This is a genomic window from Pseudomonas sp. HMSC063H08 (genome assembly GCF_001813645.1).
In the GTDB taxonomy this organism is placed as follows: Bacteria; Pseudomonadota; Gammaproteobacteria; order Pseudomonadales; family Pseudomonadaceae; genus Pseudomonas; species Pseudomonas aeruginosa.
This window is the reverse complement of record NZ_KV813620.1, coordinates 37080-50424: the sequence shown is the minus strand read 5'-3', so window position 1 is coordinate 50424 and position 13345 is coordinate 37080. Positions and strand designations below refer to the sequence as shown.

General features: G+C 67.0%; 13 protein-coding genes. 9 read left to right on the top strand and 4 right to left on the bottom strand.

The window, feature by feature from the left end; genetic code table 11:
* The 7 genes from HMPREF2924_RS30765 to HMPREF2924_RS30735 all read left to right on the top strand — a co-directional run.
* Positions 1-1181: ABC transporter substrate-binding protein (locus HMPREF2924_RS30765; RefSeq protein ID WP_070700851.1), on the top strand; the 1181-nt coding region annotated here is incomplete at its 5' end.
* A gap of 224 nt (positions 1182-1405) precedes the next feature.
* Positions 1406-2860 (top strand): OprD family outer membrane porin, encoded by a 1455-nt coding sequence (locus tag HMPREF2924_RS30760; RefSeq protein WP_003141335.1) that lies wholly within the window; start codon positions 1406-1408, stop codon positions 2858-2860.
* Between the two features lie 49 nt (positions 2861-2909).
* Complete coding sequence (locus HMPREF2924_RS30755; protein ID WP_003112859.1) at positions 2910-4505, top strand: ABC transporter substrate-binding protein; 1596 nt, start codon at positions 2910-2912, stop codon at positions 4503-4505.
* Positions 4506-4572: 67 nt separating this feature from the next.
* Positions 4573-5583, top strand: coding sequence for an ABC transporter permease subunit (locus tag HMPREF2924_RS30750; RefSeq protein ID WP_003105448.1), 1011 nt, complete (start codon positions 4573-4575; stop codon positions 5581-5583).
* 11 nt (positions 5584-5594) lie between these two features.
* Positions 5595-6506 carry an ABC transporter permease subunit gene (locus HMPREF2924_RS30745; protein WP_003094448.1) on the top strand — a complete coding sequence of 304 codons (912 nt, stop codon included), beginning with the start codon at positions 5595-5597 and terminating at the stop codon, positions 6504-6506.
* 52 nt (positions 6507-6558) lie between these two features.
* Positions 6559-7533, top strand: a complete 975-nt coding sequence (locus tag HMPREF2924_RS30740) for an ABC transporter ATP-binding protein (protein WP_003134853.1) — start codon at positions 6559-6561, stop codon at positions 7531-7533.
* Positions 7533-8504, top strand: a complete 972-nt coding sequence (locus HMPREF2924_RS30735; protein WP_003110330.1) for a peptide ABC transporter ATP-binding protein — start codon at positions 7533-7535, stop codon at positions 8502-8504. The genes HMPREF2924_RS30740 and HMPREF2924_RS30735 overlap by 1 nt, the downstream gene beginning before the upstream one ends.
* Before the next feature lie 32 nt (positions 8505-8536).
* Here HMPREF2924_RS30735 and HMPREF2924_RS30730 read toward each other — a convergent pair whose 3' ends face one another.
* Complete coding sequence (locus tag HMPREF2924_RS30730) at positions 8537-9169, bottom strand: LysE family translocator (protein ID WP_003134855.1); 633 nt, start codon at positions 9167-9169, stop codon at positions 8537-8539.
* Between the two features lie 141 nt (positions 9170-9310).
* Here HMPREF2924_RS30730 and HMPREF2924_RS30725 point away from each other — a divergent pair, with 141 nt between their 5' ends.
* The gene (locus HMPREF2924_RS30725; RefSeq protein WP_003094456.1) at positions 9311-9784 is read left to right on the top strand and encodes an Lrp/AsnC family transcriptional regulator; all 474 of its coding nucleotides are present in this window, start codon (positions 9311-9313) and stop codon (positions 9782-9784) included.
* 4 nt (positions 9785-9788) lie between these two features.
* Here HMPREF2924_RS30725 and HMPREF2924_RS30720 read toward each other — a convergent pair whose 3' ends face one another.
* From HMPREF2924_RS30720 to HMPREF2924_RS30710, 3 genes are read right to left on the bottom strand one after another with little or no spacing between them, the layout of a single operon-like run.
* On the bottom strand, positions 9789-10718 hold the full coding sequence (locus HMPREF2924_RS30720; RefSeq protein WP_003134856.1) for a 5-oxoprolinase subunit C family protein: 930 nt from the start codon (positions 10716-10718) through the stop codon (positions 9789-9791).
* On the bottom strand, positions 10715-11392 hold the full coding sequence (gene pxpB, locus HMPREF2924_RS30715) for a 5-oxoprolinase subunit PxpB (RefSeq protein WP_003094459.1): 678 nt from the start codon (positions 11390-11392) through the stop codon (positions 10715-10717). The genes HMPREF2924_RS30720 and pxpB overlap by 4 nt, the downstream gene beginning before the upstream one ends.
* Positions 11389-12144 (bottom strand): 5-oxoprolinase subunit PxpA, encoded by a 756-nt coding sequence (locus tag HMPREF2924_RS30710; protein WP_003094461.1) that lies wholly within the window; start codon positions 12142-12144, stop codon positions 11389-11391. The genes pxpB and HMPREF2924_RS30710 overlap by 4 nt, the downstream gene beginning before the upstream one ends.
* 129 nt (positions 12145-12273) lie before the next feature.
* Here HMPREF2924_RS30710 and lpxO point away from each other — a divergent pair, with 129 nt between their 5' ends.
* Positions 12274-13173 carry a lipid A hydroxylase LpxO gene (gene lpxO, locus HMPREF2924_RS30705; RefSeq protein ID WP_023124824.1) on the top strand — a complete coding sequence of 300 codons (900 nt, stop codon included), beginning with the start codon at positions 12274-12276 and terminating at the stop codon, positions 13171-13173.
* The last annotated feature ends 172 nt before the right edge of the window (positions 13174-13345 follow it).

The window sequence follows — 13345 nt, the reverse complement described above, 5'->3', positions numbered from 1 at the left end:
CCGACATGGGCCTGGACAAGAACATCGCCAGGGTCGAGAAGCTCGACGAGCACAGGGTGAAGTTCACCCTCAACGAGGTCGACGCCGCCTTCATCCAGAACCTGGCGATGGACGTCGCCTCGATCCAGTCCGCCGAGTACGCCGGGCAGTTGCTCGAGGCCGGCAAGCCACAGCAGATCAACCAGAAGCCGATCGGCACCGGGCCTTTCATCCTGAGCCGCTACCAGAAGGATGCGCAGATCCGCTTCAAGGGCAACAAGGACTACTGGAAACCCGAAGACGTGAAGATCGACAACCTGATCTTCTCGATCAACACCGACGCCGCGGTGCGCGCGCAGAAGCTCAAGGCCGGCGAGTGCCAGATCACCCTCAACCCACGCCCCGCCGATCTCAAGGCCCTGCAGGAAGCGGCGAACCTGAAGGTGCCCTCGCAGCCAGGCTTCAACCTCGGCTACATCGCCTACAACGTCACCCACAAGCCGTTCGACCAGCTCGAAGTACGCCAGGCGCTGGACATGGCGGTGAACAAGCAGGCCATCATCGACGCCGTCTACCAGGGTGCCGGGCAACTGGCGGTGAACGGCATGCCGCCGACCCAGTGGTCCTATGACGAAACCATCAAGGACGCCCCGTTCGATCCGGCCAAGGCCCGGGAACTGCTGAAGAAGGCCGGCGTCGCCGAGGGCACCGAGATCACCCTGTGGGCGATGCCGGTGCAGCGTCCCTACAACCCCAACGCCAAGCTGATGGCGGAGATGATCCAGGCCGACTGGGCGAAGATCGGCATCAAGGCCAGGATCGTCAGCTACGAATGGGGCGAGTACATCAAGCGCGCCCATGCCGGCGAGCATGACGCCATGCTGTTCGGCTGGACCGGCGACAACGGCGATCCGGACAACTGGCTGGCGACCCTCTACGGCTGCGACTCGATCAACGGCAACAACGTATCGAAATGGTGCGACGCGGCCTACGACAAGCTGGTCAAGGCTGCCAAGCGGGTCTCCGACCAGGACAAGCGCAGCGAGCTGTACAAGCAGGCCCAGCACATCCTCAAGGAACAGGTGCCGATCACCCCGATCGCCCACTCCACCGTGTACCAGCCGATGAACAAGTCGGTGCATGACTTCAAGATCAGCCCCTTCTCGCGGAACGCCTTCTATGGCGTAACCAACCAGCCCTGATGCCGACGCCGCCCCGGTCGTGAAACGACCGGGGCGCAGAAGAACGGCACGACCCGTACTTCATTTCTTTGCTTTTCCTGCCCGTGTTCCAGAACGGCGCTGCGCGCGTTCCGCCAGGAGCGCTCGCCTCGCCGTATTCGACCGCCGCGCCCAGGCGCGGGCGAAACCGGCGCAAACCCGGTGGGTAAAACAGGTGCCATGACAACAATAAAGGGAGCAATCAGGTGATGAGATACCAACGAGTGACCGGCGCGACGCTGGGACTGGCCTTGATGGCATCGGCCGCGCCAGGCTGGGCGGCGGACGAGCAGGAAACCCCGCCGACCCCGGACAATCCCAGCTACGCCGCCCAGGTGCAGAGCATCCCCAGCGTGGAGAAACCGATCAAGGGCCAGGCCGGCGCCAGCGGGCTGTTCGAGGGGCAGAGCCTGACCCTGACCACCCGCAACTTCTACTCGCGGGAAAACATGAAGGACAGCTTCACCTTCCGCATTCCCAAGGCCGGCGGCGGCTCCCAGCGCATCCACCAGCGCAACGCCTGGGTCCAGGGCACGGTGCTCAAGTACAGCTCGGGCTACACCCAGGGCAGCATCGGCTTCGGCTTCGACGTCGCAGCCTTCAACGAGATCGCCCTGGAGCGCGGCAAGGGCCGCATCGGCGGCGGCGGCAACCGGACCCTGGCGAACAGCGATGGCGAGGCGATCGGCGAATGGTCCAAGCTGGGCGTCGCCAATATCCGCCTGCGCGCCTCGAACACCGAATTCAAGGCCGGTCGCTTCCTGGTCAACACTCCGGTGTTCAGCTATATCGACAACCGTGCCCTGCCCTCCAGCTTCACCGGCTTCGCTGTGACCAGCGAGGAGCTGGACAACCTCAGCCTGCAGGCCGGCAGCTTCCGCAAGGTCAGCCCGCGGACCGGTTCCGGCGACGAGGACATGACCACCGAGTACGGCACCCGCCAGGTCAAGGGCGACCGCCTGAACTACCTGGGCGGCAACTACAAGCCGCTCGACGGGCTGGAGATCTCCCTCTATGGCTCGCATTTCCAGGACGTCTGGAACCAGTACTACCTGGGCGTGACCCACGACATCGGCGACCTCGAGAACGGCATCGCCCTGCGTACCGCCTTCAACGGCTACCACACCGGCGACACCGGCGCGCGCGAGGCCGGCTACATCGACAACGACACCTGGAGCCTGGCCTTCACCCTCGGCCATCGCGCCCACGCCCTGACCCTGGCCTACCAGCAGGTCGACGGCAACGAATACTTCGACTACGTGCACGAAACCTCGGCGATCTTCCTGGCCAACTCGATGCTGGCCGACTACAACAGCCCCAACGAGAAGTCCGCGCAGATCCGCTACGAGACCGACTGGAGCTACTACGGGGTCCCCGGCCTGAGCACCGGCGTGTGGTACGTGAAGGGCTGGGACATCGACGGCACCCACTACGACGGCGATCGCAACGGTGCCTACGGCAACTACGCCGAGGTGCGCGCCCAGGACGGCGAGAAGCACCACGAGCTGGGCCTGATGGCGGCCTACAAGGTGCAGAACGGGCCGATCAAGGACAGCACCTTCAAGCTCACCTACATGATGCACAAGGCCAGCCAGAACCAGGTCGACGGCAGCGTCAACGAACTGCGCCTGGTCAGCACCTTCCCCTTCAACCTGCTGTAAACCTGCGACAACCGGCGGCCCCGGCGACGGGGCCCACGAGGAGGACCCCATGCTCCATCCGTTGCTCCGACACCTGCCCCTGGCCCTGGCGCTATGCGCCGCCGGCGCGGCCCAGGCGAAGAACCTGGTGGTCTGCACCGAGGCCAGCCCGGAAGGCTTCGACATCGTCCAGTACACCGGCGCGGTGACCGCCGACGCCTCCGCGGAAACCGTGTTCAACCGCCTGCTCGCCTTCCGCCCCGGCACCACCGAGGTGATCCCGGGGCTGGCCGAGCGCTGGGACGTCAGCGCCGACGGACTGAGCTATACCTTCCACCTGCGCCCCGGCGTGAAATTCCATACCACCGACTACTTCAAGCCGACCCGGAGCCTGAATGCCGATGATGTGCTGTGGACCTTCCAGCGCGCCCTCGATCCGAAGCATCCCTGGCATGCCTCGGCGCTGCGCGGCTACGCCTACTTCGACGCGATGGGCATGGGCGAGCTGATCAAGTCGGTGGAAAAGGTCGACGAGCTCACCGTGCGCTTCGTCCTCAACCGTCCCGAAGCGCCGTTCCTGCGCGATATGGCGATGCCCTTCGCGTCCATCTATTCCGCCGAGTACGGCGACCAGTTGCTCGCCGCCGGCAAGCTGGGCCAGCTGAACAACCAGCCGATCGGCACCGGGCCGTTCGTCTTCAAGCGCTACGCCAAGGACGCCCAGGTCCGCTACACGGCGAACCCGGACTACTACGCCGGCAAGCCGCCGATCGACAACCTGGTGTTCGCCATTACCCTCGATCCCAACGTGCGCATGCAGAAGGTCCGTGCCGGCGAGTGCCAGGTCTCGCTGTACCCGAAACCGGAGGACGTGCCGCGCCTGAAGCAGGACCCGAACCTGGCGGTGGACGAGATCGATGCCCTGCTGACCACCTACATTGCCATCAACACCCAGCACAAGCCGCTCGACGACCCGCGCGTGCGCCAGGCGATCAACCTCGCTCTGGACAAGAAGGCCATGCTCGACGCGGTGTTCGGCCCCGGCGCGGCCAGTCCGGCGGTCGGTCCCTATCCCCCGACCCTGCTCGGCTACAACCATTCGATCCAGGACTGGCCGCACGATCCCGAACGCGCCAGGGCGCTGCTCAAGGAAGCCGGTGCGGAAAATCTCAGGATCACCCTGTTCATTCGCAACGGCACCTCGCCTACCATCCCCAACCCCGCCCTGGCGGCACAGATGCTGCAAGCAGACCTGGCCAAGGCCGGCATCCAACTGACCATCCGTTCCCTGGAATGGGGCGAGCTGCTCAAGCGTTCGAAGGCCGGCGAGCACGACCTGTCGCTGCTTGGCTGGGCCGGCGACAACGGCGACCCGGACAACTTCCTCAGCCCGAACCTGAGCTGCGCCGCCGCCGAGTCGGGTGAAAACCAGGCGCGCTGGTGCGACAAGGACTTCGAGGCGCTGATGCGCAAGGCCCGCGAGGTGAGCGATCCGGCCGAGCGGGCGAAACTGTACGAGCAGGCCCAGGTGGTATTCCACGAACAGGCCCCATGGATACCGCTGGCCTACCCGAAGCTGTTCAACGTCCGGCGGAACACGGTGCAGGGCTACGTGATCAATCCGTTGAGCAACAACAACTTCGCCACCACCTCGGTGAAGCCCTAGAAGAACAAGGACCACAGCCCTGCCGCCAGCGGGGCGCACGGTCCGCGATGAGGAGTTACCCGCCAACATGCTTAGTTTCATTGCACGACGATTGGGGTTGCTGATCCCCACCTTCTTCGGCGTGACGCTGCTCACCTTCGCGCTGATCCGCCTGATTCCCGGCGACCCGGTGGAAGTGATGATGGGCGAACGTCGCGTCGATCCGCAGATGCATGCCGAGGCCCTACACCGCCTGGGCCTGGACAAGCCGTTGTACCAGCAGTACCTGGACTACGTGGGCAACCTGGCACAGGGCAATCTCGGCGAATCGCTGACCACCCGTGAAGGCGTCTGGCACGAATTCCTCACCCTGTTCCCGGCGACCCTGGAACTGTCCCTGGCCGCCATGCTCTTCGCCGGCACCTTCGGCCTGCTGGCCGGGGTGATCGCCGCCCTGAAACGCGGTTCGTTGTTCGACCACGGGGTGATGACGGTGTCCCTCGCCGGCTATTCGATGCCGATCTTCTGGTGGGGCCTGATCCTGATCATGCTGTTCTCCGTGTCGCTGGGCTGGACGCCGGTGTCCGGCCGTCTCGACCTGCTCTACGACATCGAGCCGAAGACCGGCTTCATGCTGATCGACACCCTGCTTTCCGACGAACAGGGCTCGTTCCTCGATGCCGTGCGCCACCTGATCCTGCCGGCCATCGTGCTGGGCACCATCCCGCTAGCGGTGATCGCCCGCATGACCCGCTCGGCGATGCTCGAGGTGCTGCGCGAAGACTATGTGCGCACCGCCCGCGCCAAGGGCCTGTCGCCGGCCCGGGTGGTCTTCGTGCACGCCCTGCGCAACGCGCTGATTCCGGTGCTGACGGTATTCGGCCTGCAGGTCGGCACGCTGCTCGCCGGCGCGGTGCTGACCGAAACCATCTTCTCCTGGCCGGGCATCGGCAAGTGGCTGATCGACGCCATCAGCCGTCGCGACTACCCGGTGGTGCAGAACGGCATCCTGCTGGTCGCCACCCTGGTCATCCTGGTCAATTTCGTCGTGGACATCCTCTACGGCCTGGCCAACCCGCGCATTCGCCACCAACGCTGAGGAGCCAGCCGATGAACGCCATGCACAACGCTCCCGCCAGCGACCCGAGCCTGGTCTACCCGTCCCCGCTGAAGGAATTCTGGCAGTCCTTCGCGCACAACAAGGGCGCCCTCGGCGGCCTGCTGTTCATGCTGCTGATCGTGTTCTGCGCGCTGTTCGCCCCCTGGGTCGCCCCCTACGATCCGAGCGAGCAGTTCCGGGACTTCCTGCTGACCCCGCCATCCTGGCTGGAAGGCGGCCAGGCGCGCTTCCTGCTCGGCACCGACGAGCTGGGCCGCGACCTGCTCTCGCGGCTGATCCACGGCGCCCGCCTGTCGCTGCTGATCGGCCTGTCCTCGGTGGTGATCTCGCTGATCCCCGGCATCCTCCTCGGCCTGCTCGCCGGCTTCTCGCCGAACCGTGCCGGGCCGCTGATCATGCGCCTGATGGACATCATGCTGGCGCTGCCGTCGCTGCTGCTGGCGGTGGCCATCGTGGCGATCCTCGGCCCGGGCCTGATCAACACCGTGATCGCCATCGCCATCGTCTCGCTGCCGGCCTACGTACGCCTGACCCGCGCCGCGGTGATGACCGAGCTAAACCGCGACTACGTCACCGCCTCGCGCCTGGCCGGCGCCGGCACCCTGCGACTGATGTTCGTCTGCGTGCTGCCGAACTGCATGGCGCCGCTGATCGTCCAGGCCACCCTGAGCTTCTCTTCGGCGATCCTCGACGCCGCCGCCCTCGGCTTCCTCGGCCTCGGCGTGCAACCGCCGACCCCCGAGTGGGGCACCATGCTCGCCTCCGCCCGCGACTACATCGAGCGCGCCTGGTGGGTGGTCAGCCTGCCCGGCCTGACCATCCTGCTCAGCGTACTGGCGATCAACCTGATGGGCGACGGCCTGCGCGACGCCCTCGATCCGAAACTGAAGAACGCGGCATGAGGAGCACAACCATGAACAGCGCATCCGTATCCGCGCCACAGGAGACCGCCGCATGAGCCTCCTCGATATCAAGAACCTCAGCGTACGCTTCGGCGACACCACCGCCGTGCCCGTGGTCGACGGCCTCGACCTGAACGTCGACAAGGGCGAGGTGCTGGCCATCGTCGGCGAGTCCGGCTCCGGCAAGTCGGTGACCATGATGGCCCTGATGGGCCTGATCGACGCCCCCGGCTGGGTGTCCGCCGATCACCTGCGCTTCGACGGCCACGACATGCTCACCCTCAAGGGCCGCCAGCGCCGGCGCATCGTCGGCAAGGACATGGCGATGGTCTTCCAGGACCCGATGACCGCCCTCAACCCCAGCTACACCGTCGGCTACCAGATCGAGGAAGTCCTCCGCCTGCATCTCGGCCTGCGCGGCAAGGCCCTGCGCCAGCGCGCCCTGGAACTGCTCGAACGGGTCGAGATCCCGGCCGCCGCCAGCCGTCTCGACGCCTACCCGCACCAGCTCTCCGGCGGCATGAGCCAGCGCGTGGCGATCGCCATGGCCATCGCTGCCGAGCCCAAGCTGCTGATCGCCGACGAGCCGACCACCGCCCTCGACGTGACCATCCAGGCGCAGATCATGGAGCTGCTGCTGAACCTGCAGCGCGACCAGGACATGGCGCTGATCCTGATCACCCACGATCTCGCCGTGGTCGCCGAGACCGCCCAGCGCGTCTGCGTGATGTACGCCGGCGAAGCGGTGGAGATCGGCGGCGTGCCGGCGCTGTTCGACCGCCCGACCCATCCCTACACCGAGGCGCTGATCAAGGCGATCCCCGAGCACTGTGCCGGCGAAGCCCGCCTGGCCACCCTGCCCGGCATCGTTCCGGGGCGCTACGACCGCCCGCGCGGTTGCCTGCTGTCGCCACGCTGCCCCTATGCCCAGGAGCATTGCCGCCAGGAGCGGCCGGCCCTGGAAGCGCACGAGCGCGGCGCGGTGCGCTGCTTCTATCCGTTGAACCTGCTGAACGAGGTGGCCTGATGGAAACCGTTCTGACCGCCCGTGATCTGACCCGTCACTACGAAGTCTCCCGCGGCCTGTTCAAGGGCCATGCCCAGGTGCGCGCGCTGAACGGCGTATCGTTCGAACTGGAAGCCGGCAAGACCCTCGCCGTGGTCGGCGAGTCCGGCTGCGGCAAGTCGACCCTGGCGCGCGCCCTGACCCTGATCGAGGAGCCCACCTCCGGCTCGCTGAAAATCGCCGGGCAGGAGGTCAAGGGCGCCAGCAAGGACCAGCGCCGGCAGTTGCGCCGCGACGTGCAGATGGTCTTCCAGAACCCCTACGCCTCGCTCAATCCGCGACAGAAGATCGGCGACCAGTTGGCCGAGCCGCTGCTGATCAACACCGCGCTGTCGCGCGAGGAACGCCGCGAAAAGGTCCAGCAGATGATGCGCCAGGTCGGCCTGCGGCCGGAGCACTACCAGCGCTACCCGCACATGTTCTCCGGCGGCCAGCGCCAGCGCATCGCCCTGGCCCGGGCGATGATGCTGCAACCCAAGGTGCTGGTGGCGGACGAGCCGACCTCGGCCCTCGACGTGTCGATCCAGGCCCAGGTACTGAACCTGTTCATGGACCTGCAGCAGCAGTTCCGCACCGCCTACGTGTTCATCTCGCACAACCTGGCGGTGGTCCGCCACGTCGCCGACGACGTCCTGGTGATGTACCTCGGCCGACCGGCGGAGATGGGGCCGGCGGACAAGCTCTACGAGAACCCGCTGCATCCCTATACCCGCGCGCTGCTCTCGGCGACCCCGGCGATCCACCCGGACCCGACGAAGCCGAAGATCCGCATCCAGGGCGAACTGCCGAACCCGCTGCACCCGCCGGAGGGTTGCGCCTTCCACAAGCGCTGCCCCTACGCCACCGAGCGCTGCCGCAGCGAGGTGCCCGAGCTGCGCCTGCTCGACCAGCGCCAGGTGGCCTGTCACCACGCCGAGCAGTTCCTCGGCTGAGCGCCACGGGGCGCTCGCCGCCCCGCAGCCCTTCAGAGCTGGCGCAGCAGCGCCAGCCTTACCCCGAACCCTATCAACAACCCACCGAAGCCCCACTGCTGCAGGCGCTGTGCCCGCGGCCGGGACGCCAGCCAGCGGCCCAGGCGGCCACCGACCAGGGCGTAGGCGCAGTCGAAGGCCAGGCCAACCAGAACCAGGACCGCACCGAGCGCGGCGAACTGGACGGCCAGCGAACCGGCCTCGGGGCTGACGAACTGCGGCAGCAGCACCGAACAGAACAGCAGGGCCTTGGGGTTCAGCAGGTTGGTCAGGAGTCCGCGCAGCAAGGCCCGGCGGTCGGCGTGGGGGACTAGCGGCGCGGAGCCCGTGTCGCTGGTCGGCAAGGCCAGTCCGCCACCGCGCAGCATCTGCAGGCCAAGCCAGGCGAGGTAGGCGGCGCCGAGCAAGCGCACCAGGTCGAAGGTCCAGGGAGCGGTACGGAACAGCAGCGCCAGCCCGGTCGCGGCCATCAGCACATGGCAGGCCCGAGCCAGCGCCAGGCCGAGGGCGGTGACCAGCGCCGCGCGACGGCCCTGGCGGGCGCCGGTCTGGAACAGCAGGAGCATGTCTGGTCCGGGGACCAGGTAAACCACCGCCAGGGCAATCAGGAAAGCGCTCGTGTCCATCGTATCGGCTCCAGGAAGGTGACCCGGATAACGATTCTATGCCCGCAAGGCAGGGCAGGTGCTTGCGTTTTCCACCAGCCTATCCATTCTATTTGGCAGTAAATTCTACTCTCTGGAGACTATCCATCCGGATATGCCAAGATGAAACTCGACGCCTATGACCACCGCATCCTCGCCGCCCTCCAGCGCGACGGCCGCCTGAGCAACGTCCAACTGGCCGAGGAGATCGGCCTCTCCCCGTCCCCCTGCCTGCGCCGCGTGCGCCTGCTGGAAGAGGCCGGGGTGATTCGCGGCTACCAGGCCAGCATCGACCGCGACGAGGTCGGCCTCGGCCTCACGGTGTTCGTCGGGATCAAGGTGGAACGCCACCGCCAGGAGCAGGCCGAGGCCTTCCACCGTGCGGTGGTCGACCTGCCGGAGGTGATCTCGGTGCACCTCGTCTCCGGCGAGTCGGACTTCCTCCTGCAAGTGGTGGTCCCCGACCTGCGCGCCTACGAACGCCTGCTCAGCGAGACCCTGCTGCGCCTGCCCGGGGTCAGCGACATTCGCAGCAACTTCGCGATCAAGACGGTCAAGGCGCCCTCGCCGCTGCCGCTCGGCCACCTGGCCGGCTGAGCGCTCAGCCGCGGAAGAAGCGGTAGAAGCGCAGCAGATCGGCCTGCTGCGTCGCCAGGTCGCTCTCGACGAAGGTTACCTCGCTATGCGCGGGGCTTTGCGCCAGGCGCGAGAGGTCCAGTGGATGGACGAAGCCCAGCAGCGGATAGCCGCCCATGCTCTGGCGGTCGGCCATCAGCACGATGGGTTGGCCATCGGGCGGAACCTGGATAGCGCCCTCCACCACGCCCTGCGACCAGGCGCGCGGCGCCCCGCGCAGTGGCTCGCCGGCCAGGCGGACGCCCATGCGATCGGACCGCGGGCTGATTCGCCAGGCGCTGGCGAAGAAGGCTTGCCGGCTGGCTGCGTCGAAGGCCGCCGCATCGCCGCCGAGCAGCACGCGCAAGGGCCGCTGCTGCCGGTAGTCCGGCTGGAAACGCCAGGGCACGCTGGCATCCCACGGACACGCCGCTCCCGCTTCGGCACACGGCAGGCAATCGCCCTCCGCCAGGATCCGGCCATCGCCCTGTAAACCGCCGAGCCCGTCGCGAACCTGGCAGGCGACGCTGCCCAGTACCGGCCTCGCCCGGATACCGCCGGCGCAGGCCAGGTAGGCACGCTGCCCGGCCTCGGCGAAGCCCAGTTCGATGCGTTGCCCGCGGCGGACCCGGAAGCGACTCCAGGGCAGGCATTCGCGACCGTCCACCGTCAGCGCCAGGCGCGCTCCGGTCAACGCCAGCCAGGTCGCCTCCACCCTGCACTCCAGCACCAAGCCGCCGAAAGCGATTTCCAGCAATGGCGTCCCCCAGGGATTACCGAGCAGACGATTGGCCCAGGCTGCCGCCTGGCGGTCCAGAGGGCCGCCCGGGGATACGCCGAGGTGCTGCCAGCCACGCCGACCGTCGTCCTGCAGCAGGCTCTGCGGACCCGCCTTGACGATCCACAAACCATTCATTCGCGCCCGCCCAGGTCGAGGAAGTCCTCGCGCCCGATGGCGACGAAGCGCACCCGGTCGCCCAGCGCCAGTGGGCACGGAGGAGTGGCGGCCGGATCGAACGGACGCCACGGACTGCGTCCCAGCAGGTGCCAGCCGCCGGGCGAGGCCTGCGGATAGATCGCCGTCTGCGCCTCGGCAATGGCCAGGCTGCCGGCCGGTACACGCGCCCGCGGGGTGGCCCGCCGCGGCAGGACCAGGCGCGGATCGAGGCCGCCGAGGTAGGCGAATCCCGGAGCGAAACCGATCGCGCCGACCCGGTATTCGGCCGCGCTGTGCAGTTCGATCACTCCTTCGCCAGTCAATCCGCAGGCAACCGCTACCGTCGCGAGGTCCTCGCCGGCGTACCAGACGGGAATCTCGTGCAGGCGCCCGGCATCCTCGGCGGGGCGCCAGGCGTGCCACTCCGCCAGCAGCGGACCCAGGCGTTCTTCCAGTACCTGCGGGGCGATGCGGTAGGGGTCGTAATGCAGCATCAGGGTGGTCCAGCCCGGCACCAGATCCCTGACGCCTTCGCCGAGCCCCTCGCGCAGACGTCTGGCCAGCTCGGCCAGGCGCACAGACAGGTCCACTTCGGGCTCTTCGGCGAGCGTCAGCAGCAGGGCTTCGGCACCAGCGGGTTCGATGCGGATCACAGGCTGTCCAGGGCCGCGCGCAGGCGCCGGAGGACCGCCAGCGACTCCGGGTTGTCGCCATGCACGCAAAGACTGTCGGCGGTCAGGCGCAGCGGGTTGCCGTCGTAGTCGGGGAAGGCTTCGCCGCGGGCGATGGCCAGGGCCTGTTCGATGATCCGCTGCGGATCGTGATGCACCGCGCCGCCAAGCCGCCGCGGCGCCAGCCGGCCGTCCGGCAGGTAGGCGCGATCGGCGAAGGCCTCGAACAGCAGCGGCACGTCGGCCTCGTCGGCCAGTTCCAGCTCGCGGCCGTTGTCGGCCAGGGCCAGCACCATCAGCGGCAGGCCCTTGCGATAGGCGGCGCAGGCGTCGAGCACGGCGCGCAGCAGCTCATCGTCGCCGACCAGGTCGTTGTACAGCGCGCCATGCGGCTTGACATAGGCCACCTGGGCACCGAGGGAACGGCAGAAAGCGTCCAGCGCACCGATCTGGTACAGCACCATGGCATGCACCTCTTCGGCAGAGCAGGCCAGCGAGCGCCGGCCGAAGCCGCTCAGGTCGGGATAGGCCGGGTGCGCGCCGATGCTCACGCCATGGCGTACCGCCAGCTCCACCGCGCGCCGCATGGTGAGCGGGTCGCCAGCGTGGAAGCCGCAAGCCAGGTTGGCCTGGTCAACCAGCGGCATGCTGTGGACATCGTCGCCCATGCGCCAGGCGCCAAAGCTTTCGCCCATGTCGCAGTTGAGCAGGATACGCCGGCCGGTGTCGTTCATTGTGCGCTCCTTTCGAGGCCAGGATTACGGAAAAATGAGCGCAGTGCTGGCGAATTAGCGTCAGGTAGCATACTCAGGCACTGAGAACAGGAGTAAATTCTCCTCTTTTGCACCGACGACCTTGCATTCATGAAAGTTCTCATCCTGGCGGCCTATGCGCTGAGCATCCTCTATGTCCATTTTCGCGGCCGGGTACGCCACAAGCTGTCGCGCCAATTGAGCGACCACTCCAGCTTCCTCGCTCCGATCAACTGCCTGATGTACCTGTTCTCGAAGGTACCGAACCGCCCCTACCTGGCACCGCAGACCTTCCCCGAACTGCAGGTTCTGGTCGACAACTGGCAAGCCATCCGCAGCGAGGCGCTGCACCTGCACGGCGCCGGCAACATCAAGCGTTCCGAACAGTACGACGATATCGGTTTCAACTCGTTCTTCAAGAGCGGCTGGAAGCGCTTCTACCTGAAATGGTACGACGAGGCCCATCCCTCCGCCGGACAACTCTGCCCGCAGACCACCGCCCTGTTACGGCAGATTCCCTCGGTCAAGGCGGCGATGTTCGCCGAACTGCCACCGGGCTCGAAGCTGGTGCGACACCGCGATCCCTACGCCGGCTCGCTGCGCTTCCACCTGGGACTGTTCACCCCCAACGATCCGGCCTGCTTCATCGAGGTGGACGGCGAGCGCTACCACTGGCGCGACGGCGAGGCGGTAGTGTTCGATGAAACCTTCATCCACTACGCGGAAAACGCCACCGAATACAACCGCATCATTCTCTTCTGCGACATCGAGCGGCCGCTGACCCAGGGCTGGGCCACCGCCTTCAACCGCTGGTTCAGCCGCAACGTGATGGCTGCCGCGGCCGCCCCGAACAACGCAGGCGACCGGACCGGCGGACTCAATCGGATCTTCGACAGCCTCTACAAGATCCGCCTGCAGGGCAAACGTTTGAAGAAGCGCAACCGCAAGCTCTACTACCTGCAGAAATGGGGCTTCTTCGCCCTGGTACTGGCTTTCATCCTGTGGATCTGAGGCCCGGCGACGCAAGGCTCCGCTAGCTCCGTAGGGCGCATGACGCCAACGGCGTCATCCGCCGATACCCCGCCGAAATGGCGGATAACCGCTCTGCGGCTATTCGCCCTACGCCACGGGCGGCGCGACGTCCCGATAGCCCGTAGGGCGCATGACGCCAACGGCGTCATCC